Below are 25,325 nucleotides of genomic sequence, written 5' to 3' on the forward strand. Positions count from 1 at the left end.
GGCCCATGACCGCCGACGCCGGGCGCACCGCAGCGCCGCTCACCGCCCTGCTCTCCTTCCGCGCCGACCCCGCTGTCGCAGCCCCCGCGGGCCAGCAGCTCCGCGAGCGCATCCTGGCGGACGTGCAGAGCGGGGCGCTCCCGCCCGGCACTCGACTGCCGACCGTGCGTGCGCTCGCCGAGGCCGCAGGCCTCGCACCGAACACGGTCGCCGGCGCCTATCGCGCGCTCGACGCGGGAGGGGTCATCGAGGGGCGCGGCCGGGCCGGGACCTTCGTGTCGCTCGCGGCGCGCGGTGACGCCGCGGCGAACGCCGCCGCACACGACTTCGCGGAGCGCGCGCGAGAGCTCGGCCTGAGCGACGAGGACGCGGTCACGCTCGTGCGGGAGGCGCTCGCCGCGCGCCGCACCACAGATAGTTAGGCGCCTGATAATCTGGGGCCATGGAACCCCGGATTGACATGAAGCACGAGCTCCTGCTCGAGCACGCGGGCGAGCGCTCCCCCGCGGCGCGCGCCGTGATGGCCGTACTCCAGACCGCCCAGCTCATCGACCGCGCGTGCGCCGCACGGCTCGCCCCGCACGCGCTCTCGGAGGGGCGGCTCGCGGTGCTCCTCGCGGCGGCGCGCCGAGGCACCGCGACCCCCGCCCAGCTCGCGGAAGACCTCGGGGTCACCCGCGCCGCGATCACCGGCCTGTGCGACAGCCTCGCGCGCGCCGAGCTCATCACGCGCGCGCCTCACCCGAGCGACCGACGATCGCTCACGATCGCGCTCACCCCCGCGGGTGATCGCGTGCTCGAACGGCTCCGGCCCGAGTACGGCGTGTGGCTTGCGGAGCTCGCCGAGGCGCTCGACCCGGCGGACCTCACGAGCGCACTGCGCGCACTCGGGGCGCTGCAGGCGCGGCTCGAACAGCAGCTCGCCGCGCCGAGCGAGGCCCGGGCGTGAACGCCGGAGCGCGCAGCACCACGACCGTGCCGCCCGAGCACCTTCACGCCCTCGAAGCCGGAACTGCCGAGGCGCGCACCCTGAGCGAGGCACTCGCGATCGACCACCGCGCACTCCTCGCAGCCGCGGTGCCGCACGCCTCGCGCGAGCTCACCGAGGCGACGGCGGCCGCGCAGCAGCTCGGGATCCTGCGTCGCATGAGCGCGATCGGCGACGCGCTGCGACTCGCGCTGCCGAACGACGAGCTCGCGGAGCTCGCCGATCATCCCTCGGATACGGTGCGCGGCTGGTGGTGCTTCGCACTCGGCGCCGAGCCCGACCTCCCGATCCCAGCGCGCCTCGAGCGGGCCGCCCCGCGGGCCGACGACGCCTGCTTCACGGTCCGCGAGTGGGTGTGGATGGCCCTCCGGCCACGGCTCACCGAGGATCTCCCGCTCGCGGTCGAGGTGCTCGCCACATGGACGAAGGATCCCTCGCCCCGGATCCGCCGCTTCGCGAGCGAGTCGCTCCGGCCACGCGGGGTCTGGGCCCGCCAGATCCGGGAGTTCACCGAGCGGCCCGAACTCGGCGAGCCCCTGCTCGAGCCGCTCCGAGCGGATCCCGAGCGGAGCGTCCAGGATTCGGTGGCGAACTGGATCAACGACGCCGCGAAGACCCGCCCCGATTGGGCAGGCGCGCTGACCGAGCGCTGGCTGCGCGAGAGCCCGGGCGCCGCGACGGAGCGCATCGTCGGCCGTGCCCTGCGCTCGCTCCCCGAGACCCGAGAGCGGCTGCTCGGCCGCTGACCGCGGGGGCCCGGCGACCGGGCGCGCTCGGCGACCGAGTGCGCCCGGCGACCGAGTGCGCCCGGCGACCGAGTGCGCTCGGCGACGGGGGGTTACCCCGCCGGGAGCGCCACCTTCGGCTTCGCCCAGGAGCGCCCCTGCGTGTCCTTCAGGATGTCGTACTCGACGTCGACGTGCGGCTCGATCGCGCTGTACTTGTCGTTGGGCGCGCCGATGATCAGCTGGAAGCCGAGCCCCCGCCAGGCGCCGATCGCGCGCTTCGTGAAGTGGGCATCTGCCTTGATCAGGGCTTCATCGAGGAACACCGGGGCGTAGCGCGGCCGCTCGGCATCGGCGTCGCCGAGCTGGTAGCGCAGCGCGGCACCCACGATGAACGCGATCAGCTCCTGCGATTCGCCGCCGGACTTCTCGCCGATGTGGTCGTAGAGCGCCGCGTGCTCCCGCGTCACGGCGTGCACCTTCTCCGCGCTCACCCGCACGTGGTTGCGCACATCGATGAGGTCGGCGAAGTCGGGCGCCGTGCGGCGGATCCGGGCGATCAGCCGGGCCATCCGCTCGTAGACATGGGCCCGCTCGGCGTCGGTGCCCGCCGCATCGATGAGCGCGCGCACTTCGCGGAGCTCCGCGCGGAACCGCCGGCGCGGTTCCGTCTGGTGCTCGCGCGGCGTGATCTGGAGCCGGTGCTCGTCGTCGTAGAACGGGAGGTCCTGCATGATCCGGTTGACGGGCTCGATCCGCTCGCGGATCTCGCGCAGCGCGCGCCCGAGCGCCGAATCGAGGTTGGCGAGGTCATTCCCGGAGAGCCGCAGCAGGCTCTCCTTCCACTCCGCCTCGAGCTCGTGCAGGCCGCTCGTCTCGAGTTCGGCGAGGATCCGCTCGAAGTCGGCGAGCGAGGCGTCCGGATCCGCGCGCAGCGTCGGATTCGGCCAGGCCTCGAGGAACGACTCGAGCGTGCGCCGCAGCGCCTCCCGCTGCTCCTCGAGCGTCGCCTGGGCGACCGCCTGATCCTCGATCATGCGCCGTCCCGCCGAGTCGAGGGCCGCGTCGAAGCGCGCGAGCGCGGACGCGCTCCCCGCGGGCGCGCCGTCCTCCAGCTCGAAACGCGAGCGCAGATAGTCGAGGTGCCCCGAGCCGACGACGCGCTCCGCGTCCTCGGCCTCGTCGAGTGCGAGCTGGGCCGCATCGACCTCATCGGTGATCCTGGCCCACTGCTCGGCGACGCGCTCCTGCTCGCCCTTGGCACGGCCCGTCTGCTCCTGCAACCCGGCGACGCGGGTTCGGAGCGCGGCGAGCTGCTGCTGCACCGCCGCGATCTCCGGGTTGCCGTCGGTCACTTCCGCGATGATGCCGGCCCACCGCTCCTGCTCCCGCTCCACGGCGGCGACGTCGAGCTCGTCCCAGGTGGCTTCCCGGACCGCGGCGTACGCGGCGAGCCGAGCCTCGAGCGCATCGAGTGCACCATCGGCGTCCTGCTCGGCGCGGGCGGCTACCGTAAGTTCCGAGTCGATCGCTGCAATCTCCTCGTCAAGTTCCGTGATCCGGCGCTGGCTGGAGAAGCCGAGCACGTTGCGACGCCCCTGCCCGCCGTGCGCGCCGCGGCTGCCCTGAGAGAGCTGCCCCGTGAGCGTGAGGGCCTGCGCGTGCTCCGCGAGCTCCGCCGCGCGGTCGACGCACACGAAGTCGTACTGGCGTTCGAGGCGCTCCTGCAGCCACCCGGTGAACGGCGTGTCCCGGTAGTCGAGACGGCCGGGGAGCGTACCGGGAGCGAGCCGAGCGCTGCGGGGTAGCCCCGTCGGAACGCCCTCGTAGCGGAGCCGCACGGGGGTGCGCACGGTGTCGATCGCCGCGCGGAACTCGGGCAAGCGCGCCTCGTCGATGAGCACGGTCGTCGCGAAGCCGCCGAGCGCGAGATTGAACGCGTCGCGCCAGGGCTCGAACTCCGTGCGGACCTCGACGAGCTCGCCGACGAACGGCAGATCTGCGGCGGGGATGCCGGCGGCCTCGGCGAGCAGCTCCCGACTCTCGTGGAGGATCGGGGAGATCGCGTCGCTGCGGTCGAGCGTCTGCTCCCGCTCGCGCACGAGCGCATCGCGCCGTCGCCGGAGCACGTCCGCCGCACCGCGGGACTCGGCGTAGGCGGCGCGGGCGGCGCTCTTCGCGGAGGCGTCGGAGAGCGCGTCCCGGGCGCGCGTCGCGAGGGCCGCGAACGCCCGCGCGGAGGAGATCTCCTCGCCGAGCACGGCGGTCGCCTCGTCGAAGCGCTCGCGCTGCAGACGGACGGCGGCGATGCGTCGCTCCACGCGACCGAGCTCCCGCTCCGCCGTCTCCAGGCGGTCGCCTCCCGAGTTCCGGAGGACCTCGGCGAGGGCGCTGCGCTCGGCCTCGGCGGCATCGGCGAGGGCGAGCTGCGCGCGCACCTCGGCATCAGCGTCGCGCTTGCGCTGCTGCAGCTCCGCCTCGACGTCGCGGAGGAGCTCCAGCCGGCGACCCGTGCGCCAGAGCGCCGCGATCGACGCCGGGTCCGTGAACCGCCCCACCTCGTCGATGAGCCGCAGTCGCTCGGCGGCGGCCTCGATCCGGCCCCGCATGTCGCGCACCGGGCGCAGCGCGCGCACCTGCTTCTGCGCCGTCACCATGCGTGTGCGGGTGCTCTCGAGCTCGTCGAAGTGGCTCACGACGGCGTCGGCGATCGCGAGCGTCTCGGGCTCTTCGAGCACCATGCGCTTGTACAGCTCGTCCACCGTGGTGATCTGCTGGCCCGCCTGGATTCGTGCGAGCAGGCTCATCGCCTTGGCGCCGGCCCCCGCCGCACCGATCCCGAGTACCGAGTGGATCCGGGCGGAGAACTCGCGGTCCGTCGCGATCGATTCGAGCCCGGCCGCGCGTACCGCGGCGTCGGAGAGCCGCTGCGCCGCCGCGGCCTCGAGGCTCGCGAGATCAAAGGGACCGTCGATCACGGCGCGCACCTTCACCGTGTCCTCGAGCACGCGCGCTGCGGCGGGGATGTACCAGGCGCGCACGGCCGTGAACCGGGAGCCGTCGTGATCGAGCCAGGTCATCGAGATCGCGGTCCAGGTGTCGCTTCCGTCGCCGCGGAGCACGCGCACCTGCGTGCCCTCCTCGGTGCGCGACTCGTCGATCTTGCCGCGCCCGTAGGAGAGCACGTTGCGCTGCTCCTCGCCGCGGGGGCGGCCGGCCACGCCGCCGTTCGACGCCCCGTTGAACGGCGTCGTGTGCGGCATCATGAGCGCGATGTAGGAGTCCATCAGCGTGGACTTGCCGGATCCCGATCCGCCACAGAGCAGCGTCGCGGTCGGCGAGAAGCGCACGCGGTGCGCCCCGTCGTACCCGCCCCAATTCACGAGCTGCAGCTCATCGGCCGCCCACTGCTGCCCCCGGGACTCGGCGGGGATGAGGCCGAAGAGGGTGTCGAGCATGGTCACAGTGCGGCGTCTCCTTCGTCGGATGCGGTGGTCGAGGCGTGCCCGGCGTTCTGCGCGCGCAGCCACTCCGCGAGCTCGCGCAGCCGCTCGGCGCTCAGCACGATCTCGATGAGCGAACTGATCCGGAAGCGTCCCTCGGACTCCTCCTCGATGATGCCCTCGTGCCGCAGCCGGCCGAGCGCCGTGCGGATCGCCTTCTGCCTGCGGGCGACATCGCCGTCCGCCGCGGTGAAGTAGCTGAGCACGGTCTGTTCGACCTCCTCGACGTCCACGCGCACCGCGGGCTCCCCCGCCGTGGACTCGCGCTGGTACACCGTGCGGAGGTACACGAGGACGAGGGTCTCGGCACGGGTGTAGGCCTCATCGCGGAGCAGGATCGGCGCGTCGAGCTCGTCCGAGCGGATCTGCTGCTTGTACGCCACGCCGCGGGCCGGGTCGACCACGAGGCGCACGAACAGGTCGTGCAGCCGCGACTCGATCACCTGCTGGTGCTCGAGCAGCACTCGCCACTCGTCGGGGTTGCGCTCGGCGAGCAGGAAGCGGCGCTGTAGGAGGCGCACGAGCACCCGGCGCACCTCCAGGTCGAGCACGCCACGGTCGCCCGCGAAGCTCTCGTCGGGGTCGCGCTCCATCGCGACCGCAGCGATGAACGCGTCATCGGGATCCTGGGCGGCCGGCTCGTGCTCGGGTGCGGGGGTGTCGCTCATGCGGTGCGGTCTTTCTGGGTGCTGGCGGTCACGGCGCCGAAGGCGAAGGAACGGACAGTGCCGTCGGGGCGGAGCGCTTCGACGATCGACACGTCGCTGCCCTCCGTCATCCCGTTCCGGTGGGCGATCTCGAGCAGACCGAGCAGGTCGACGGGACGGCGCGTGTCCGCATCCGTTCCGGCGAATGCCGTCGCGAGATCGAAGCTGTCCGCGTCGAGCCCGGCCACGTAGGCCTCGAGCTCCGGGTAGCGGGGCCCGCCCCACGCGCGCGTGTCGGCGTCGACGAACTCGACCCCGCTGTCATCGGCGCGCAGGGGCTCGGGGCCCGCGGGCGGGCGGGGATCGCTGAGCGACTGCCGCAGGTGCCCGATCTGCGCGGCGGGCAGGCTGCGGAGGGGCTCGGCGCGATCCGCCGGCCGAGAGTGCTGCATCCAGCTCTGCAAGCCGGACATGACGTTGCGAAGCAGCTCGTCGACCTCGCGATCGCGCACCGGGTCGTGGGTGCGCACCTGCGCGGTGATCACGTGCGACGCGCGCCGCTGCGCCGTCAGTACCTCCTGGACGCCCTGCTCGACGCGGCTCGCGATGGCGCGGAGCTCGCTCCGCTGATCCTGCGCGAGCATGCCGGCGAACGGCTGTGCGAGCACCCCGGTGAGCTGATCGGTGAGCTGATCGATGTGCTCAGCGTCGCCGATGAGCGTGAGAGCTCCCGAGAACGCGCGCCCCTCGGGCGTCGCCTGCATCACGTGCTGTCCGCGTCGCAGGTACTCGCGCAGCACCTCGCCCGCCGGGCGCACATCGCGGCGCAGCTCGGCAACGACGTCTCGCTGCATGGCGTTGATCGACTCGGCGACGCGGGCGAAGTCGGCGGGCAGCTCGCGCGAGAGGTGGAGCACGTTCTCCGCCTCTTCGAGCAGCAGCTCGTCGTCGACCGGGTCGATCTCGCCCGCCCGCAGGCGCGCGATCTCCTCGTCGATCGCATTGCGCTCGGCCTGGAGGGCCGCGAGCCGCTGCTCGGGATCTGTTTCAGCGCTCTGCACGAGCTGTTCGACCGAATCGAGCAGGGTGCGCACGCGCGACCGCGACACGCGCGCCCGCCCGGCGCCGGCCCGGCCGACGATCTCGAGCGCCCCGACCGCCTGCGCGGAGAGCCGGTAGACCTCGACGCCGTCGTCGATCTGCGGCACGAGCCACCCCACCCGCACCCAGTACCGGCAGATCTCCCGGCCGCTCCCGGCGGGGAGGCGCCGCTCCCCCTCGTCGAGCCCCGCGGCGCGGAGTTCATCGACCGCGTCGCCCACCTCGACGTGCGCGTCCGAGATCGCCACGGTGGGCCGCTCCGCGGTGAAGATCTGCGAGAGCGCGGCCACGACGAACGGGGCGTAGCGCCCGTGCAGCAGCTCGAGCATCGGGTTCTGGAACGCCGCCGCCGCCTGGCGGTAGCTGGTCGTGGCCCGTGAGTGTGACATATCCCTCCAGAATACCGCCCGGTGGGGCCGCGGCGCACGTCGGCGGGGGCCGACTCCGTGCTTGCCGGGCGCCGCCGCGAGTCGCTAGGTTGGGTGCACCGGTGACCACGCTGGCTTCCCTTCGCCCCAGATCACTGTCAACACCACAGCCGTCTAGGGAGCCAGAATGCACAGAAACGCACGAATCAGCGCGGGAGCGAGAGTCCCCGAAGACATGGAGTTCGTCCCGCAGCTCGATCCCCGGTGCCTGCGGCGTGACGCACAGTAGAGACCGCGCACCGGCATCGCGCGTGGGGACTCGCCCTTCAACCGCACAGCGGCCTGCGGGCCGGCCTCGACCCCGGGGCGCGCAGTTTCTCGGAGTGCTCCTCCTCGGACTGCTGGCCGCTGGGGCGCTCGGCACCTCGGTGGGTTGCTCCGCGACACCTCGAGGCGCGACGAGCGCGCAGGCATCGGAACCGAGTTTCTCAGGCCCGTACGCCGCCGAGTATGCACGGAACTACCGGGAAGCCCCGAATGACGAAGTCCGCCAGATCCTCTTCGATGAGCATGTCAGCGAGGCGGAAGCCCAACAGATCATCGAGGAGTATCGGGACTGCCTCGAAAGCCGCGGGATCACACTCGTGAAGTACGACGACACGGGTTCTCAGCTCGAAGGAGATCCGGCGCGCATGGAACCGGGCGACATGGAGGACCTCATCGAGGGATGCAGCGAATCATCGGGTGAACGGCACGTGCTCTCACTCTTTCAGATCACTCGCAGCGTTCCTGGCAACGACTTCTCCCCCGCGCTACTCGTCTCATGCCTCATCCGCGCGGGGATCGTTCCCGAGGATTTCACCGCACAGGACTACGAGGAAGGGCTGCTCGACAGCATCCATCCGCCGGCGGAATTGTACGAGCCGGCAGGGCAGGAGACCCGCGAGAAGATCGAGGCGTGCAGCGCTTCGCCGGAAACGTCGTTCAGGTAGCCCTGCCGCGATGCGTGGCAGCGCACACAGCTCGGCCCGCCGCACCACCCCGAATAGGGGCTGGTGCGGCGGGCCGAGCTGCGCGGATCGCTGCCGCTGTCGCCTAGCGGTTCTCGGCTGTCTCGCCGCCCGCAGCTGCCTCCTGCTCGGCAGCCTGCTTCGCCACCTGGGCGCGCACATCGTCCATGTCGAGGCCGCGCACGCCGTCGATCAGCTGCTCCAGCGCCGGCGCGGGCAGCGCGCCCGCCTGCGAGAATACGCCGATGCCGTCGCGGAACGCCGCGATCGTGGGGATCGAGGTGATCTGGAACATCGCAGCGATCTCTTGCTGCGCCTCCGTATCGATCTTGCCGAAGACGATGTCCCCGTGCTGCTCCGATGCCGCCTCGTAGACGGGTGAGAAGGAGCGGCAGGGGCCGCACCAGTCCGCCCAGAAGTCGAGCAGCACGATACCGCCCTGGGTGAGGGTCTCCTCGAGGTTGTCCTTGGTGATCTCAATCGTGCTCATCGTGTGTCGCGCGGAACGCGCTCCCCTTCCTTCTGCGTGATCGGGTGTCTCGCGCACAGCGCACGGCCCCCGCTCTGCCGCTCCCACCCAGTGAAACGGGCGCGGACACGCGGGTCAACCGTTTCCCGCGGCGCGCCCGAAACGCACGGGCGGCTCCCAGCCCGTACCGACAGCATGGGCGGAGGGGCCCGGGCCGCGTCTGCACCGGCACTCTGCCCCTCCCGCGTCCGCCTCATCACCCCGCACAGGAGCCACCGTGAGCCTCACCGCCCCCGCATCCCGCCGCGTCGCTCGACCGCGAGCGGCGGAGCTCGTGTTCCTCGGCCTCGGCGCAACGGTCTTCACTGTCGCAGTCAGCGCCGCCGCAAGCTATTGCGTGGCGTGCGTGGCGCCGGCCATCGTCAGCTCGGTCGGCTGACGACGGACAGACCGAAGGCGCGCTTCCCGGCGTCGCGAGCTGGGAACCGCGCACACTCGTGAACGTCAACCACATGTTGACAGTCACACGCCCGGCCCACTAGCCTCGGGGGCATGACCCGCCCGACCGACCCCTCGTCCGAGCCGAGACTCGACGTGCTCGCCGCCGAGGTGAGCGCTGCCCTGAGCGAGCACACGCCCCGGGACGACGCGGCAGCGGGCGAGGCGATCCGGTCCGCTGACGCGCTCACACGCGCGTCCCACTCCGCCCTGACGACGATCGTCGTCGCCGCGAGGCACGCCGGCGTCTCCTGGCAGGTGATCGGCGATGCCCTCGGCGTCACCCGACAGGCCGCGTTCAAACGATTCGGCCCCGCCACGGAGGCCACGAAGGAAGGAACAGACATGACTGATCAGTCCATCAACCTCATGGAGCGCACCCGGGACGTCTTCGAACGACTCAACGCGGGCGACTACGAGGCGGTCCGCGCCGAGATGACGTACACCTGCGCGCGCAAGCTCACGAAGCGCACCGTGATGGCCGTCTGGGATCAGGTGGTGCGCGACACGGGACAGCTCGAAGCCTGCGACGAGCTCACGGTCCGCACGCCGGATGGCACGAACGCACTCGGCAAGTTCGCGAATCGGCACCTCAGCACGGGGGCGATCGTGCAGACCACCCTCCGCCACGAGGCGGGAGACTGGCTCGGACGCGTCGCCTACAACGGCTCCGGCAAGATCACGGGACTGCTCATCGCGCCGCTCGGCGCGGAGGACCTGCCGTTCTAAGGGCGAGTGCCCGCGCAGTCACCAGTCGCGCGGGGCGATGAGCTCCTCGACGTCAGCGTGCTCGAAGCCGTAGGCCCGGGCAATGAACTCGAAGTCGCTCGCAATCGTCTCGCGCGCGACAGTCTCGATCTCGCTGCCCTCGTCATCGAAGGCCTCCTGGAGCCGATTGAACGACTCGGTGGCCTCATGGGTGAGTCGCGTGAGCGCGACGAGGTCCGCCGGCTGCTCGAGCTCGATCCGCTCGCAGAGTTCCCGGAGCACGGCGACCCCTCGCCCGACCAGGTGGTTGGGGAAGTAGGGATCACGGACCATCTCGGCCAGGAACTCGCGCTTCGCGAGGATCGGATGCGCGATCATGTCAGTGTCCTCCCCTGCTGTGGTGCGTTCACCGATTCAGGATAGCCTCCAAACCGTTCTCACTGAGTACCGAGGACGCACCTCACTCATTGACGGGCGGGAACCGAGCCCCGTACAGTGCGGTGCAGTTGCCCGGTGTGTCTCGTCCGCCCCGCGTACGCCAGGTGCGCGGGTTCGGGCGTCCACCGGTTTCCCTTCGCCCCGTGACCGCACGAGCCCTCGTGCAGGAAACGGAGGAGCAATGACCCACACGAATACCCTGCTCGCGAAGCACCCCGCCGGCGGATGCAGCGTTCGCCGCACCGGGATGCGGAACGCGATAAGACGACCCCGTCAGCGCCCTGAACTCGAGCCCCGGCTGCGCGCAGTCGAGGGGGCTCTCGTGGAGCACCCAAGCAACTCCGCAACTGCACAGATCACGAGCCCGGTGACCGAGCAGTTCGAACCGATGTGCGCAGATCGGGTTACCGCAGAGCCTCATTCTCACGGACTCCCCACGCTCGAACGCCTCAGCGCACCAGCCCGCTCTGTCACGCTCCCCTCCGGGCACCTGGATCGTCAACGAGCGAGGAACTTCTGGCAACTCGAAAACCAGTTCCGCGAGCGGTGATCACATGTCCCAGACGCGAGGTTTCACCCGCGCAATTGATCTGGAAACCCCTGTTCACCAAGTACCTCCACATGGGACGGGTCTGGCCGCAGCTCCGCGCGCCACTGGCGTGCGTGGTGATCGCCGAGTGCCCACCGCGTCGACACCTGTCCCCGCTCGACGTGCTCCCCCATGAGCTTCCCGCTGGACTGACCCAGAGAGCGCTCGACGCCGCGGAACGCATGCATCGCGCATACAAGATTGAGGCACCCCGGGTGACTGCGGAGCGCGTTCAACATGAGTGGCAACGCTCAGTTAGCGCGGCGCACGACATCATGCGCACCGCCACCGGGGACACCCGTGCACGGACCGAGCACGTTCTCTGCGCGTCGACTGATGATCAGGAGCCTGTTCTCCAGACATGTCACGTGTGCACGCGTCAGCATTCACTCATGACGGACCTCCGAACCGGCGCCAGAGCCTGCGTCACGCTGTTCGAGACGGAGCGTCGTCTCGCTGCAGCCTGGAGATCGACGTTCCTCGACCGTGCTCACAGAACAGCCTGGCTCCATTCTCACCGCGCAGCATGGTCGGCAGGCCTGCACGCACAGCTGAACGACTCCGAGGCGTGCACGAGAGACCTGCGGGCGCTGATCATCGATGAACTGAGGTGTCACCTCAACACCCGAGCGCCCAACCCCAAACAGAAAGTCGTCCAGCTCGTCGCCGCGAGCATGCGCTGTCCTCGGTGACAACACCCCGCGCGGCGTATCCGAACTCAGAAGGGAGCGGAAGTGCGGCAGAACGATCCAAAACCTTCCGTCCCGACGGGCCGGATACTCGAGGAGCGACAAGCTACCCTCCGATGAAGATGAGAACAGCACCACAGGCCGAAACGGCCGATGCCAGGAGTTTCGGCCGGATCCCAACACGTTCCTTCAACACGAGAATTCCGGCAACCACGAAGATGATCTGGCTGCTCTGCGACACCGGCACGACCACGCTGAGCGGCCCAGACGCCATCGCCAACAAGAGACAGTAGTAGCCAGCAGAGCCCGCGATTGCAGCACGCAGAGCCGACGGTGCGAGCCGCCGCAGGTGCAACCAAGCGGTCTGTCGGTTGAGCGCAGCACCAGTGATCGAAGAACCGGCAAAGCCGAGAAAGAGCACAACAGGTGCGCTCAGAGATTCAAGCAACAGCTTGTCAAGCGCGAGCGCCATCGAGAGCGCGAACGCCGCGAGTGCGGCGTACAGCGTGCCCGCAGTACCGAACCGCACCAGTGGAGCTCGCTGGAGGACAACCTGCGCACCCACCACGGTGAGGAGGCCCAACACCTGAATCCACGACAGAGACTCCCCGAAGAGCACGACCCCCAAGAGCGCGGCCCAGATGAGCTTCGAGCTCCCGATGGTGGCGGTGATGGAGAGATCAAGCACCGAAGCGCTTCGAAACGTCGCCACTCCGTACAAAGACCATGCCGCCATGGCTGCAATCACGAGAAGCCATGCGCTGGGAGCAAGCTCGCCGAGTGGGCGCCGGGCCGCATCAGGAGAGAGCACTGCAATGATTGCCCCGGGGAACGAGATGGCGAGACAAGCAAGTTGGTAGACCAGCAAGTATGCGTCAGGGCGCGCCGAGGAGCTCAACGCGCGGCGAGAAGCAAGCTTGTCAATTGTGTTGCAGAGGATCGCTCCCCCAAGCGGTATCAGATAGTTCACCCAGGAAACCGCTCATCGACATGCACCGCTGACGACGACAAGTACAGATCACGCACGCGGAATGGAGCTCCGGCAGCACCCCCCAGGGCCGCCGGTCCTTTGTAGATCGCCACGTGGTGGGCATCGATGTGAACACGCTCGATGAGGCTGGGGTGTCGGCACTGGATCAAGAGAACTTCAAGTACGAGTTTGCTCAGCGGCTCCCCGACAAACCACTCGTGCTCAGTGAACGCGCGAGGCCAGTGCGCCCACCCCCAGTCCTCGATGATGTAGACGCCGCCTGGGCGCAGGAACGGAAAGGCGAGCTCAAACGTCGCAAGGCTCTTGGCATAGAGATGGCTCGCGTCATCAATGATCAAGTCGGCAGGAGCGTCGAGGAAGTGGCGCACCAACACAGATCTCACTTTCGCGCGATCCGCTTGGTCAACTTCGAGATAGGGGAACAGGCGGTGTTCTGCGTCCCGAGCGCGAACATATGAGTCAAACGCACTCATCTCTGAGCGCGCATCGACCCCAACCGCAAGTTCAAGACCGTAGAGAGCGTCCAAGAGCACCAGGCTTCCGCCCTGGTAAAGCCCGAACTCAAGAACTCGCTGCACCTCGATGCCGTCGAGAATCGCGCGCATCGACTGTGCGAAGGGAGCATCTTTGACGAGAACAAACCGATCGGCAGTGCTCCGCCGCTTCGGGCTCCCCCACGTCACAAGATCGAATCGGAGGTCTTCGACCTGGAGACGATCGGGCGCGATCCATTCAATCCGGTCCCACTCATTGCGCACCTGATGCTCTCGCGATCCCACTTCGGCTCCCTTCGGACGCTCGCTGCAACGCAGCCATCAGCCTGAGGCTAACTCGCGCATCGGCGCACCTAGCGGCGAAGGGACACCGCAGTAGGTGCCGGGGGGGCGGACGCGTATCGCCGCGCGAAAGCGGAGCGCGGATCAGGCCACACGAGTGCGCGGACACCGGGATCGGCGGGCCCGCCATCCACCTCCCGATCCGCGGCAGAAACGAAGAAATCCCACCTGCGGCCGGATGACCGAAGATGGGATTTCTTTTCCGAGTGGATCTGAGGGGACTCGAACCCCTGACCCCCTGCATGCCATGCAGGTGCGCTACCAGCTGCGCCACAGACCCGTGGAAGTCGGAGGAATGCTCCCCCGACAACTCCTCTACTCTACCGCACACGGCCCGGGTGAGCGCAAATCGCAGGATCCCGGGCGTGCCCCGCGGCGGAGGCTAGGCGTCCGAACCCGCGGGCGCCGAGGCGGCAGCAGCGGGCGTCTCGAGCATGCCCGAGACGTCGATCACCGGGCAGTCCTGCCAGAGGCGCTCGAGCTGGTAGAAGTCGCGCTCCTCCTGGTGGAAGACATGGACGATGAGGTCACCGAAGTCGAGGAGGACCCAGCGGCCGCTCTCACGTCCTTCGCGACGGATCGTGCGCACGCCTGCGTCGTTGAGCGCGTCCTCGACGGCGTCCGAGATGGCCTGCACGTTGCGCTCGACGGCGCCGGTCAGGATGAGAAAGGCGTCCGACAGCCCAAAGTGCTCGGTCACCTCGAGCGCGACCGGGGCGATCGCGCCCTTGCCGTCTGCCGCGCGGACCGCGAGCTCGAGGTCAGCGCGAACATCGGTGCGCGGAGTGGTCTGCGTGTTCAGTTCAGTTCCTTTGATCGTGTGGGCGTCGGCCGACTAGCCGAACATCCCGTTGCTCGCACCCCAGATGCCGAGCGCAACCACGGCGAGCAGCAGCCCGCCACCGGTCAGCGAGAGGATCAGGGGCAGTTTGCTCCGCTCCTTCGCCGGCTTCGCGACGACGGGGATCGTCGAGTCCACGCGCGCGCTCACGGCGTGGCGTGCGGACACGGGCGCGGGGCCCTGTCCGGTCGTCTGCGGGTCGCCCGTTTCGACGCCCGTGATGGGGTCGAGCTCGATCGAATCGTGCAGGCTGGAGTGGCCGCCCGTCTCGCCGAGCGACTTCGGAAGCTTCAGCGAACCCGTGACATACAGGTCGCCCGTCCCGCCGAGCGGGCCAGTAAGGCCGCCGGTGGTCTCCTCCGGCATGGTGGGGAGGATCAGCGCGGAGGTGTTCGTGGTGCCTGCCGCTCCCTCCTGCGCGACGGCGCGGGAGATGAGGTCGTCGAAGCCGCCCTGCGCATCACCGTTCTGAGCGGGCATGCTGCGGGTGGCGGGATCGTCGAAGACCGAGCGCCACTCCTCCGGCGGAGCGATGTCGGGGAACGAGTAGCTCGGCTTCGCCTCGACGGCGGGAGCCGGGGGCTCCTCGTCGATCGTCGGTTCAGTGGCCGGGGCCTCGGGGAGGTCGGCGGGCTCGTCCACGGGCACGATGACGTCCGCGACCTGGTCGGTCTCGGGGACGGTCGGCTCGGCGTCCTCAGCCACGGCGTCGGCGGCAGGCGCGTCGGCGTCCTCTGCCTCTGCCGTGTCCTCGGCAGCGTCCGCCTCGGACGCACGACCGCGCGACCAGGGGAAGCGTCGCTTCGTCTTGCCTGCGGGCTCTTCGTCCTCGTCAGCCGGGGCCACCTCGGCCGCTTCCTCGGGCTGCTCGGGAGGCTCGACTGCCTCCGACACGTCCTCGGCGGCCGGGGCCTCTTCGGTCTCGGCGCTCTCGCGCTCTGCCTCGGCGTCGCGCAGCTCGTCAACCGTGAACGGCTCGGTCGGCGGGGAGATGAGCGAATCGAAGTCCATCTCGCCCGTCAGCGGGGCGGCGGGCTCTGCGGGCTCCGTTTCGGCAGCAGCCTCGGGAGCCTCGGCGGCATCTGCGGGAGCCTCTTCAGGGCTCTCCGCGGGAGCAGCCGGCTCCGCGTTCGATGCAGCGGTCTCGTCTTCCGAGGCCTCGGTCGAATCCTCGGCGGGAGCGGGATCGGTGTGATCCTCCGTACGCTGCGCGGGGACCGCCTCGGCCTGGGCCGCTGCGCGCGCGGCGAGCGCCTCCTCGCGGAGCTGCCGCATCTCGCGGCGGCTCCGCGGCGTTCCATCCTCGTTCACCGGCGAGATCTCGATGTCACCGGTCGCCTCAGCGACGGGCGCAGCTGGCGCCTCGCTCGCGGTGGGCTCCGGAGCCGCAACCGCGTCCGAGACCTCGGAGAGGTCAAGCGCACCGGTCTCGCCCATCTCCCGCAGACGCAGCTCGCGCCGCGTCAACGGTCGTTGTTCGTCGTGTTCACTCATCCTCTGTCGCTTCCTCGGTGTACAACTCGTGCTTCGCAATGTACTGCACGACACCGTCCGGCACGAGATACCACACCGGATACCCCCGAGCTACCCGCGCACGACAGTCCGTCGAAGAGATGGCCAGCGCGGGAACTTCCAACAAGCTTACGTGCTCGCCCGACAAACCCGAAAGCGAGAGCTCATGCCCCGGCCGTGAAACGGCGATGAAGTGAGCAAGCTCCCAGAGCTTGTCGACATCCTTCCAGTTCAGGATCTGCTCGACCGCGTCCGCCCCCGAGATGAAGTACAGCTCGGCATCGGGCATCTGGGCCCGCAGATCGCGCAGGGTGTCGACCGTGTAGGTGGGGCCGTCGCGATCGACGTCGACGCGGCTGACGGTGAACCGGGGGTTCGAGGCCGTCGCGATCACCGTCATGAGATACCGATGCTCGCTCGGCGAGACGTTGCTTTTCTGCCAGGGGCGGCCCGTGGGCACGAAAACAACCTCGTCGAGGCCGAAGCTCTGGGCGACTTCACTGGCCGCGACGAGGTGTCCGTGATGGATCGGATCGAACGTTCCGCCCATCACCCCGATCCGGCGCTTCGAAGTCACCATCCGGGTCCGTTCTGTCAGTGCTGAGCGGCGCCGTGCTCGCGCGCGTACGCCTCGGCCTTGGCCGAGTGGCGGTTCGCCACGTCACGGAACGAGAAGGTGACCGCACCGAGCACGACGAAGATCGTCAGGGTAATCAGACCGAAAACGGGTGCCGGGAAGGGCAGCTCGTTGACGACGTGCGAGCCCGCCTCCGAGGCGACGGCGATCGTGGCGAGAAGTGACATGGAAAACCCCTGCATTCTAGACAGATTGGATACTCGGAACCAGTGTACCGGGTTCGACTAGCGGATCTGGCCGCCGCCACGCACCAGCCACTTGGTGCTCGTGAGCTCCGGCAGGCCCATCGGGCCGCGCGCGTGCAGCTTCTGCGTCGAAATGCCGACCTCGGCGCCGAAGCCGAACTCGCCGCCATCGGTGAAGCGCGTCGAGGTGTTCACCATCACGACGGCCGAGTCCACCTCCGCGAGGAATCGCTCAGCATTGGCGTAATCCTGCGTGACGATCGACTCCGTGTGGTGGCTCGAGAACTGCGCGATGTGCGCGATCGCCTCGTCGATCGAGTCGACCACGCGCACGCCCATCTCGAGCGCGAGGTGCTCCGTCGCCCAGGTCTCCTCGGTCGCAGCCGAGGCCTCGGGGACGGCCGCGCGGGTCGCCTCGTCGCCCCAGAGCTCGACGCCCGCCCCGAGGAGTTCGCGGGCGAGTCGCGGCAGCATCCGCTCGGCCGCGTCGCGGTGCACGAGCAGGGTCTCGGCCGCGTTGCAGACGCTCGGCCGATGAGTCTTCGCGTTGCCGACGATCGCGGCGGCCATCTCCTCGTCGGCACTGGAGTCAACGAACACGTGGACGATGCCCGAGCCCGTCTCGATCACGGGGACCGTGGACTCCTGCACCACCGTCGCGATGAGCCCGGCGCTGCCGCGCGGGATGAGCACGTCGACGTAGCCGCGGGCGCGCATCAGGCGACCGGCACCCTCGCGACCGAACTCGTCGATCGTCTGCACCGCGTCGCCGTCGAGGCCGACGCTCGCGAGCGCACGCTGGATCAGTGCGACGAGCACCCGGTTGCTGTTCTCGGCGGCGGTGCCACCGCGCAGCACCGCACCGTTGCCGCTCTTGAGCGCGAGCGCTGCGATGTCGATCGTGACGTTGGGCCGCGCCTCGTAGATGGCGCCGACCACGCCGAACGGCACACGCACCTGATTGATCCGGATCCCGTTGGCGAGCGTCGATCCGCGCAGTACTTCCCCGACCGGGTCGGGCAGGGCGATCACGGAACGCACGGCCTCCGCGAGACCGCGCAGCCGGGCCTCGTCGAGGCGGAGACGGTCGAGCAGGCCCTCGCCGATGCCCGCGCGCTCCCCCGCGGCGAGATCCTTCGCGTTCTCCGCGACGACCTCTGGCACGCTCTGCTCGAGCTCCACCGCGATCGCCTCGAGCGCGGCGTTCTTCTGCGCGGTCGTGACGGTGGCCAGGGCCTTCGCCGCAGCGCGAGCGCGCTCCAGCTTGAGGAGGAAGGGATCAGCGTGAGACATGGCCCAAGCTTACCGGTTCCTCCGGGGTCACGTCGCGGGGAGAGCCGCCGCCTCGGTGACGGGATCCGCGGTCGGGCGGCCATCGAATCGGGTACCGTGATCCGCCCCGTCGAGCACCCCGGCGAAGAGCCGGGTCTCCGTGAGCAGCACATGAGTGCCCGCGTCCGCCGCGAGGCGCGCCGCCTGCACCTTCGTCGCGGCGCCTCCCGTGCCCCACCCGGACTGAGCGGCGCCGATCTCGATGCCGTGCAGCTCGTCGCCGTAGGGCACGTGCGGGATACGGGTCGCGCCGACGACGGTCGGCGGGGCCGTGTAGAGGGCATCGACGTCGGAGAGCAGCACGAGACGATCGGCGCCGACGAGGCGGGCGACGAGCGCCGCGAGCCGGTCGTTGTCGCCGAAGCGAATCTCGTGGGTCGCGACGGTGTCGTTCTCATTGATGATGGGCAGGATCCCGAGCTGCAGCAGACGCTCGATCGCCCGGCGCGCGTTCCCGCGGTGCGTCGGGTTCTCCATGTCGTGAGCGGTGAGGAGCACCTGTCCGGCGATCACGTCGTGACTGCTGAGCGCGCGCTGGTAGCGATTGACCAGGATGTTCTGCCCCACCGCCGCGGCGGCCTGCTGCGTCGCGAGATCCGCGGGCCGCTCGTCGAGGCGGAGGAACGGGACACCGGTCGCGATCGCGCCGCTCGAGACGAGGATCACCTCGGCCCCGGCGGCGTGCAGCCGCGCGAGGGAGGTGACGAGCGTCGGAATCTGGGCGGCGTTGTCCCCGCTCACGGACGAGGAACCGACCTTGACGACGACGCGGCGAGCCGCGAGCAGTTCGGTTCCCGTGCTCACGACTCCTCGCTCCAGAGCCCCGCCTCGCGCTCGCGCTCGAGCTCGGCGCGCGCCTCGGCCTTCGCGTCCATCATGTCGTGGTAGTCCGCGCGGCGCTCCTTGTTGGTGCGGCGCTGGTTCGGATCCACACGCAGGTCCGTTCCGCGTGCGCCCATCTGCACCTCGGCGGCGCTCGTGACGGTGGGCTCCCAGTCGAAGACGACACCGGCGCCCGGGCCGATCACGACGGTCGAGCCGGCGACGGCACCGGCCTTGATGAGCGCATCGTCGATCCGGATCTTCTGCAGGCGATCGGCGAGGTAGCCGACGGCCTCGTCGTTCTGGAAGTCGGTCTGCGCGACCCAGCGCTCGGGCTTCGCGCCCAGGATGCGGTAGATCGTGCCGTACGTGCCGCCCTCGGGCACGACGCGGAAGCCGCTGTCGTCCGCCGCCTTCGGCTTGAGCACGATGCGCGGCTGCTCGGGGGCTGCCGCGAGCTCCTTGGCGCGCGCGTCCTCGACGAGCTCCGCGAGCGCGAAGCCGAGCTCGCGCAGGCCCTCGTGCGACACCGTCGAGATGAGGAAGACGCGGTAGCCGCGCGCTTCGAGATCCGGGCGCACGAACTCCGCGAGCTCGCGCCCCTCGGGAACGTCGATCTTGTTCAGCGCGATGAGCTGCGGGCGCTCGAGCAGCGGCACCTGCCCCTCGGGAACGGGATACGCCTCGAGCTCGCGCAGGATCACGTCGAGATCGGAGATCGGATCGCGCCCCGGCTCGAGCGTCGCGCAATCGAGCACGTGCAGCAGTGCGCTGCAGCGCTCGACGTGGCGGAGGAAATCGAGGCCGAGGCCGCGGCCCTCGCTCGCGCCCTCGATGAGCCCGGGAACATCGGCCACGGTGAAGCGGGAATCGCCCGCCTGCACCACGCCGAGGTTCGGGTGAAGGGTGGTGAACGGGTAGTCGGCGATCTTCGGCTTCGCCGCGCTCATCGCCGCGATGAGGCTCGACTTGCCCGCGGACGGGTAGCCGACGAGCGCGACATCGGCGATCGTCTTCAGCTCGAGGGTGAGCGATCCAGCGTCACCCTCGGTGCCGAGCAGCGCGAAGCCGGGGGCGATGCGCCTGGCGCTCGCGAGCGCGTTGTTCCCGAGTCCGCCGATGCCGCCGCGAGCGGCGATGAAGCGCAGACCGGCCTCGTTCAGATCGACGAGGGTCTCCCCCGCCGTGTTCTTCACGACCGTGCCGACGGGGACGGGCAGCACCATCTCCTCGCCGCTCGTGCCGGCGCGGTAGCCACCGGCACCGTAGCCGCCGTTCTCGGCGACGCGGTGCGGACGGCGGTGGTACTCGAGGAGCGTCGTCACCTGGGGGTCGGCGACGATGACGATGTCTCCGCCATCACCACCGGCTCCGCCGTCCGGGCCCGCGAGTGGCTTGAACTTCTCACGCCGGACCGACACGCAGCCGTTACCGCCGCGCCCCGCCTGAAGGTGCACCTGCACCTGGTCAACGAATGTCACCATGCTGAGAAATCCTTCGCTAGATACGGCAAAAGGCGAGCCGAAGCCCGCCTCGCCGTTGATCGCCTGAGTTAGGCTGCGGAAACGATGTTGACGACCTTGCGGCCGCCCTTCGCGCCGAACTCGACCGAGCCCGCTGCGAGAGCGAACAGGGTGTCGTCCTTGCCACGACCGACGTTCGCGCCGGGGTGGAAGCGGGTGCCACGCTGGCGGACGATGATCTCGCCGGCGTTCACCTGCTGGCCGCCGAAGCGCTTCACGCCGAGGCGCTGCGCGTTCGAGTCGCGACCGTTCTTGCTGGAGCCCACGCCCTTCTTGGATGCCATGAGTCTCTACTCCTTCGGTAGTGCCTGGAAAGTGTTACTTGATGCCGGTGACCTTGAGGCGCGTCAGATCCTGACGGTGCCCCTGGCGGCTCTTGTAACCGGTCTTGTTCTTGTAGCGCTGGATGACGATCTTCGGACCGCGGAGGTCATCGAGGACCTCAGCCGTAACCTTGACCTTCGCGAGCGCCGCGGCGTCGGTGGTCACCTTGTCGCCATCGACGAGCAGCACCGCGGGAAGCTCGAGCTTGCCCTTGGCGTCACCCGAAACACGGTTGACGGTGATGATCGAGCCGACCTCGACCTTCTCCTGACGGCCGCTTGTGCGCACAACTGCGTAAACCACTTCTCACCCTTTTTCTTAGAGGATTGTTTTCGTGTCGAAGCGCGGCCGTGCCGACTTCGAAGTCTGAGGTAACGCCGCCGGAGCGGCACCAACGCTCAATAATATCTCGGAGAACCGCACCTGGTCAAATAGGCGCGGCCGCGTGTCACTGACGCTCGCTCTCCTTGCGACGCACCGTGGCCTCGAGTGCCTCGGCGAGCGCGAGCTGGGCGGCCTGCGCTTCGTCCTTCGGCTGCTCGCCGCCGGCACGGAGCGGAGCGGTCGTGACGCGCCGGCTGCGCGCCCGCCCCGCCCCGGCGCTCGGCGCCTCGGGAAGTGCATCAAGAACGGAGTCGAGCAGGTTGCCCGCCCCGGATCCCGCCTTCGCGGGAAGTTCTGCGGCGCGGCGCTCGCCGTGCTGCGGCGCAGCCGTCTCGGCAGCGCTCGCGGGCGCCGCCGAGCGGTCGGCCGCGGGACCGTCGCCCGCCGCGCGAGACGCACGGGAGGAGACCCGGCCGCTCTGGCGCGGTGCGCCCTGCCCGTCGCGCGAGCCGGCACCCCGGTGCTCGCCGCCGCGGGGCTCTGCGCTACGGGGCTCTGCGCCGCGGGGTTCTGCGCCGCGAGCATCTGCGCCGCCCGCCGGCTGCTCAGCCTCGTGCTCGCCCGCCTTTGCCGCGGGGATCGTCGAGGCTGCGACCTGCGCGAGCATGTTCTTCGCACCGTCGGTGATCGCGTGCGCCTTCGCGTCGTGCTGCGGCTGGGGCTGCGCCTGGCCGTTGCCCCCGCGCCCGCCGCCGCGCTTCGAGTTGCGCGCGGGCGCCTCGCTGCGGTGCTTCGAGACGGGCTCGTGGTGCACGATGACGCCGCGGCCCGCGCAGACCTCGCAGGGCTCGCTGAACGACTCGAGCAGTCCGAGGCCGAGCTTCTTGCGCGTCATCTGCACGAGGCCGAGCGAGGTCACCTCGGCGACCTGGTGCTTCGTGCGGTCGCGGCTCAGGCACTCGACCATCCGTCGGAGCACGAGGTCGCGGTTCGATTCGAGGACCATGTCGATGAAGTCAACGACGATGATGCCGCCGATGTCCCGGAGGCGCAGCTGACGGACGATCTCCTCGGCTGCCTCCAGGTTGTTCTTGGTGACGGTCTCCTCGAGGTTGCCGCCGGAACCGACGAACTTGCCCGTGTTGACGTCGACGACGGTCATCGCCTCGGTGCGGTCGATCACGAGCGAACCGCCCGAGGGCAGCCAGACCTTCCGGTCGAGCGCCTTCGCGATCTGCTCCGTCACCCGGTACTCGTCGAAGACATCCCGCTCGCCCGTGTAGCGCTCGACGCGCTCGAGCAGGTCGGGAGCCACCTGCGACAGGTAGTTCTCGATCACCGTGAAGGTGTCCTCGCCGGAGATCAGCAGCTTCTGGAAGTCCTCGTTGAAGACATCGCGCACGATCTTGATGAGCATGTCGGGCTCGGAGTGCAGCAGCACGGGGCCGCCGCCCTTTGCGACGCGCTTCTGGATCGACTCCCACTGGCGCGTGAGGCGCTGCACGTCGTGCGTCAGCTGATCCTCGCTCGCGCCCTCGGCGGCGGTGCGCACGATGACACCGGCGCCGCTCGGGAGCACCTCCTTGAGGATCTTCTTGAGACGCGCACGCTCCGTGTCGGGAAGCTTGCGGGAGATGCCGTTCATCGCCCCACCGGGCACGTAGACCAGGAAGCGGCCGGGCAGCGAGATCTGGCTCGTGAGGCGCGCGCCCTTGTGCCCGACCGGATCCTTCGTGACCTGCACGAGCACCTGATCACCGGGCTTCAGCGCGTTCTCGATCTTGCGTGCGGTGTTCCCACCCTCGAACTCGGACCAGTCGACCTCACCCGAGTAGAGCACAGCGTTGCGGCCGCGGCCGATGTCTACGAACGCGGCCTCCATGCTGGGGAGGACGTTCTGCACGCGGCCGAGGTACACGTTGCCGATGAGCGACGACTCGCTCGAGCGCGCCACGTAGTGCTCCACGAGCACCTTGTCCTCGAGCACGCCGATCTGCACGCGGTCGGCGGTGGTGCGCACGATCATCTCGCGGTCCACCGACTCGCGGCGCGCGAGGAACTCGGACTCCGTGATGACGACCCGGCGGCGGCCGGCGTCGCGCCCGTCGCGGCGGCGCTGCTTCTTGGCCTCGAGACGGGTGGAGCCCTTGACCTTCTGGGGCTCAGTGATGACCGGTGCCTGGCGCGGCTGGCGCCGGGGGACCTCGTCTTCGTGCGGAGCGTCTCCCCCACCGGAGCGACGGCGGCGCGTGCGCGAGCTCGATACGGGCTCGCGCTCATCGGAATCGGCCTCGGGATGCAGGTGCTGATCGAGGATGTCGTCGAGCTGGCGCAGCTCGCTCGGGCGGATCTCGCTGCGGCGCGGGCGCGGAGCGATCGGCGGCACATCCGGAGCGAGGAAGATGAGGCGCGTCGTCGCGCGGAAGCGCTCCTCCGGCGTCATGTCCGCGAGCGGAAGCACGAGCTGCGGAGCCTCGGGCTTCACCGGAGCCGCGGCCTCAGCGGTGTCCTCGGCAATGCCGGGAGCGGGCGTCTCCGTGTCCGACTCGGTCGCCACCGCCTCGGTGGTGTCCTCCGCTGCGACGGGTGCCGTCTCGCTCGTCTCGGCGGACTCCCCCTCGGACGCCGCGAGGGCCTCCTGCACCGGCTCGTGCTGTTCTTCTGTCGTCTGCTTCACCATTCCTGGTGTCTCCTTCGATCCGGAGAAAGCATTGCTCGCTCCGGCAATTCTTTTCGGCGGGATCTCCCGCGAATCCTGTTCCCCGCGGATGCCTGCACCCGCGCTCGGTCGTTCCTCGACCGGTGGCGACCTGGCGGCCGCCAAAAGACTGTGCGTGCGGTTCCCGTTCCAGGGCAACCTGCACTGCGGTACTCATTATGTCACGCGACGCTCCGTTTCCGCAGGATTCCACCCACCTCGGGCAATCTCGCGTCATCTGCCGGGCGTGGGAGCGCACTTCGCAGGATTCGACGCAGGCGGGCGCGTTAGGATCGCGGCATGAGCTCTGCACTCGAGACTGCGCGTCGGCCGGTCGGTTTCGCCGTATTCACGATCATCGCCGGCGCTGTCGGCTGGTTCGCGTCCTGGGAGCTCCTCACCGAGTACATCAAGACGCTCGCACAGCCCGGCTACGTGCCCAACTGCGCCGTCAGCATCCTCGTCACCTGCGGGCCGAACATGGGCTCCTGGCAGGGCTCGCTGTTCGGCTTCAGCAACACCATCATCGGCGTCGCCGCGTTCATGGCGCCGATCATCGTGGGCGTCGCCCTCCTCGCGGGGGCCCGCTTCGCCCCGTGGTTCTGGCGGGTCTACCAGCTCGGCCTGCTCGCCGGCTTCGTCTTCGTGTGCTGGCTCTTCACGCAGAGCGTCTACTCGCTCGGCACGCTGTGCCCGTGGTGCATGGTCGTCTGGTCGGCCATGATCCCGCTCTGGTGGTTCAGCGCGTTCACCCCCGATGCGACCGGGCTCGTGCCCGCGAGCGCCGGCCGGAAGCGCGCGTTCCAGCAGCTGAACTCGTGGGCCTGGGTGCTCGTGCTCATCACGGTGCTCGTGATCGCGTTCCTCGCGCAGATGCAGCTCGACTGGCTCGCGGAGTTCGCGCGCAACTAGCGGGACCCCGCGGCGCTCCCCCGCAGGCGGTCCCACAGGGCGTCGACCTGCGCGAGTGTCTCGGCCTCCGTGCCCGCGGTGTCGATCACGACATCGGCCACAGCGCGCCGCTCGGCGTCGCTCGCCTGGTTCGCGATCCGGCCGCGGGCGTCGGCCTCGGACATGCCCCGCAGCTCGACCATGCGCGCCACCCGGACTTCGCTCGGCGCCTCCGCGACCACGACCAGATCGAACGGCAGCTCTCGCGCAGCTTCGACCAGCAGCGGAATCTCGTACACGACCACCGCGTCCGGATCCGCCGCCAGTGCTGCCGCCTGCGCCTCCGCGAACAGGCGCTGCACCTCGGGATGGACGATGCCGTTGAGCCGGGCGAGCGCCTCGGCGTCCGCGAAGACGATCGCTCCGAGCGCTGCGCGATCGAGCGAGCCGTCGCTCCGGATCACGCGGTCGGCGCCGAACGCCTCGGCCACGCGGGCGAGTCCGGGCGAACCCACCGCGACCGCGTCCCGCGCGAGCTGATCCGCGTCGATCCGGATCGCACCGAGCTCGGCGAGGCGCCGCCCGATCGTCGATTTGCCCGCGGCGATCCCGCCCGTCAGTCCGATCAGCGTCATGCTCCCAGGGTAGCGCGGGGCTCGCGTATGCTGGCGCCAGG

General features: G+C 69.7%; 25 protein-coding genes and 1 tRNA gene. 7 read left to right on the forward strand and 19 right to left on the reverse strand.

The window, feature by feature from the left end:
• The first annotated feature begins 5 nt into the window (after nt 1-5).
• From U874_RS0105740 to U874_RS0105750, 3 genes are read left to right on the forward strand one after another with little or no spacing between them, the layout of a single operon-like run.
• On the forward strand, nt 6-422 hold the full coding sequence (locus tag U874_RS0105740; protein ID WP_025133587.1) for a GntR family transcriptional regulator: 417 nt from the start codon (nt 6-8) through the stop codon (nt 420-422).
• A 20-nt stretch (nt 423-442) separates the two neighbouring features.
• Nucleotides 443-949, forward strand: a complete 507-nt coding sequence (locus tag U874_RS14220) for a MarR family winged helix-turn-helix transcriptional regulator (RefSeq protein ID WP_081809912.1) — start codon at nt 443-445, stop codon at nt 947-949.
• Nucleotides 946-1,734 carry a DNA alkylation repair protein gene (locus U874_RS0105750; protein ID WP_025133589.1) on the forward strand — a complete coding sequence of 263 codons (789 nt, stop codon included), beginning with the start codon at nt 946-948 and terminating at the stop codon, nt 1,732-1,734. The genes U874_RS14220 and U874_RS0105750 overlap by 4 nt, the downstream gene beginning before the upstream one ends.
• A 92-nt stretch (nt 1,735-1,826) precedes the next feature.
• Here the strand turns inward: U874_RS0105750 and U874_RS0105755 are convergent, their stop codons facing one another.
• Genes U874_RS0105755 through U874_RS0105765 form a run of 3 tightly spaced genes read right to left on the reverse strand, consistent with a single transcriptional unit; the run spans nt 1,827 to nt 7,353 of the window.
• On the reverse strand, nt 1,827-5,177 hold the full coding sequence (locus U874_RS0105755) for an ATP-binding protein (RefSeq protein ID WP_025133590.1): 3,351 nt from the start codon (nt 5,175-5,177) through the stop codon (nt 1,827-1,829).
• Nucleotides 5,174-5,884 carry a DUF4194 domain-containing protein gene (locus tag U874_RS0105760; protein ID WP_025133591.1) on the reverse strand — a complete coding sequence of 237 codons (711 nt, stop codon included), beginning with the start codon at nt 5,882-5,884 and terminating at the stop codon, nt 5,174-5,176. Before U874_RS0105760 ends, U874_RS0105755 begins: the two co-directional genes overlap by 4 nt.
• Nucleotides 5,881-7,353, reverse strand: coding sequence for a DUF3375 domain-containing protein (locus U874_RS0105765; protein WP_025133592.1), 1,473 nt, complete (start codon nt 7,351-7,353; stop codon nt 5,881-5,883). Before U874_RS0105765 ends, U874_RS0105760 begins: the two co-directional genes overlap by 4 nt.
• A 362-nt stretch (nt 7,354-7,715) precedes the next feature.
• On the opposite strand from U874_RS0105765, the gene U874_RS0105770 reads away from it, so the two are divergent.
• Nucleotides 7,716-8,324, forward strand: coding sequence for a hypothetical protein (locus tag U874_RS0105770; protein WP_025133593.1), 609 nt, complete (start codon nt 7,716-7,718; stop codon nt 8,322-8,324).
• A 103-nt stretch (nt 8,325-8,427) separates the two neighbouring features.
• Here U874_RS0105770 and U874_RS0105775 read toward each other — a convergent pair whose 3' ends face one another.
• Entirely contained in the window at nt 8,428-8,832 is a 405-nt protein-coding gene (locus U874_RS0105775; protein ID WP_025133594.1) for a co-chaperone YbbN, read from the reverse strand.
• A gap of 256 nt (nt 8,833-9,088) precedes the next feature.
• Between U874_RS0105775 and U874_RS15500 the strand changes: the two genes are divergently transcribed.
• The gene (locus U874_RS15500; RefSeq protein ID WP_157834214.1) at nt 9,089-9,250 is read left to right on the forward strand and encodes a hypothetical protein; all 162 of its coding nucleotides are present in this window, start codon (nt 9,089-9,091) and stop codon (nt 9,248-9,250) included.
• A 113-nt stretch (nt 9,251-9,363) separates the two neighbouring features.
• Entirely contained in the window at nt 9,364-10,038 is a 675-nt protein-coding gene (locus U874_RS0105785; RefSeq protein ID WP_025133595.1) for a DUF3887 domain-containing protein, read from the forward strand.
• Nucleotides 10,039-10,056: 18 nt separating this feature from the next.
• On the opposite strand, the gene U874_RS0105790 is transcribed toward U874_RS0105785, so the two are convergent.
• The 14 genes from U874_RS0105790 to U874_RS0105855 all read right to left on the reverse strand — a co-directional run bounded on the left by U874_RS0105790 (nt 10,057) and on the right by U874_RS0105855 (nt 23,740).
• Entirely contained in the window at nt 10,057-10,395 is a 339-nt protein-coding gene (locus U874_RS0105790; RefSeq protein ID WP_029987759.1) for a DUF5713 family protein, read from the reverse strand.
• Nucleotides 10,396-11,839: 1,444 nt separating this feature from the next.
• On the reverse strand, nt 11,840-12,703 hold the full coding sequence (locus U874_RS0105795; protein ID WP_198525819.1) for a hypothetical protein: 864 nt from the start codon (nt 12,701-12,703) through the stop codon (nt 11,840-11,842).
• Complete coding sequence (locus U874_RS0105800) at nt 12,700-13,503, reverse strand: class I SAM-dependent methyltransferase (protein ID WP_157834215.1); 804 nt, start codon at nt 13,501-13,503, stop codon at nt 12,700-12,702. The genes U874_RS0105795 and U874_RS0105800 overlap by 4 nt, the downstream gene beginning before the upstream one ends.
• A 264-nt stretch (nt 13,504-13,767) precedes the next feature.
• Nucleotides 13,768-13,840, reverse strand: a tRNA-Ala gene (locus tag U874_RS0105805).
• A gap of 102 nt (nt 13,841-13,942) precedes the next feature.
• Entirely contained in the window at nt 13,943-14,362 is a 420-nt protein-coding gene (gene rsfS / locus U874_RS0105810) for a ribosome silencing factor (RefSeq protein ID WP_051582817.1), read from the reverse strand.
• Between the two features lie 33 nt (nt 14,363-14,395).
• A complete protein-coding gene (locus U874_RS14225) occupies nt 14,396-15,895 on the reverse strand; it encodes a hypothetical protein (RefSeq protein WP_157834216.1) in 1,500 nt (499 codons plus the stop codon).
• The gene (nadD, locus tag U874_RS0105820; protein ID WP_029987761.1) at nt 15,888-16,493 is read right to left on the reverse strand and encodes a nicotinate-nucleotide adenylyltransferase; all 606 of its coding nucleotides are present in this window, start codon (nt 16,491-16,493) and stop codon (nt 15,888-15,890) included. Before nadD ends, U874_RS14225 begins: the two co-directional genes overlap by 8 nt.
• A 14-nt stretch (nt 16,494-16,507) precedes the next feature.
• Nucleotides 16,508-16,717 carry a hypothetical protein gene (locus U874_RS0105825; protein WP_025133602.1) on the reverse strand — a complete coding sequence of 70 codons (210 nt, stop codon included), beginning with the start codon at nt 16,715-16,717 and terminating at the stop codon, nt 16,508-16,510.
• Nucleotides 16,718-16,774: 57 nt separating this feature from the next.
• Complete coding sequence (locus U874_RS0105830) at nt 16,775-18,028, reverse strand: glutamate-5-semialdehyde dehydrogenase (RefSeq protein ID WP_025133603.1); 1,254 nt, start codon at nt 18,026-18,028, stop codon at nt 16,775-16,777.
• A gap of 27 nt (nt 18,029-18,055) precedes the next feature.
• On the reverse strand, nt 18,056-18,871 hold the full coding sequence (gene proB / locus U874_RS0105835) for a glutamate 5-kinase (RefSeq protein ID WP_025133604.1): 816 nt from the start codon (nt 18,869-18,871) through the stop codon (nt 18,056-18,058).
• Nucleotides 18,868-20,373 carry a GTPase ObgE gene (gene obgE / locus U874_RS0105840; protein WP_025133605.1) on the reverse strand — a complete coding sequence of 502 codons (1,506 nt, stop codon included), beginning with the start codon at nt 20,371-20,373 and terminating at the stop codon, nt 18,868-18,870. The genes proB and obgE overlap by 4 nt, the downstream gene beginning before the upstream one ends.
• Nucleotides 20,374-20,441: 68 nt before the next feature.
• Nucleotides 20,442-20,696, reverse strand: coding sequence for a 50S ribosomal protein L27 (gene rpmA / locus U874_RS0105845; protein WP_025133606.1), 255 nt, complete (start codon nt 20,694-20,696; stop codon nt 20,442-20,444).
• A gap of 34 nt (nt 20,697-20,730) precedes the next feature.
• On the reverse strand, nt 20,731-21,039 hold the full coding sequence (rplU, locus tag U874_RS0105850; protein ID WP_025133607.1) for a 50S ribosomal protein L21: 309 nt from the start codon (nt 21,037-21,039) through the stop codon (nt 20,731-20,733).
• Nucleotides 21,040-21,184: 145 nt separating this feature from the next.
• Nucleotides 21,185-23,740: an Rne/Rng family ribonuclease gene (locus U874_RS0105855; RefSeq protein WP_025133608.1), complete on the reverse strand. Its 2,556-nt coding sequence runs from the start codon at nt 23,738-23,740 to the stop codon at nt 21,185-21,187.
• A gap of 318 nt (nt 23,741-24,058) precedes the next feature.
• Between U874_RS0105855 and U874_RS0105860 the strand changes: the two genes are divergently transcribed.
• A complete protein-coding gene (locus U874_RS0105860) occupies nt 24,059-24,670 on the forward strand; it encodes a vitamin K epoxide reductase family protein (protein WP_025133609.1) in 612 nt (203 codons plus the stop codon).
• Here the strand turns inward: U874_RS0105860 and coaE are convergent.
• Entirely contained in the window at nt 24,667-25,284 is a 618-nt protein-coding gene (gene coaE, locus U874_RS0105865) for a dephospho-CoA kinase (RefSeq protein ID WP_025133610.1), read from the reverse strand. The two genes, U874_RS0105860 and coaE, sit on opposite strands and share 4 nt — an antisense overlap.
• Nucleotides 25,285-25,325 lie beyond the last annotated feature (41 nt).

The organism is Leucobacter sp. PH1c, assembly GCF_000633415.1.
GTDB lineage: Bacteria > Actinomycetota > Actinomycetes > Actinomycetales > Microbacteriaceae > Leucobacter.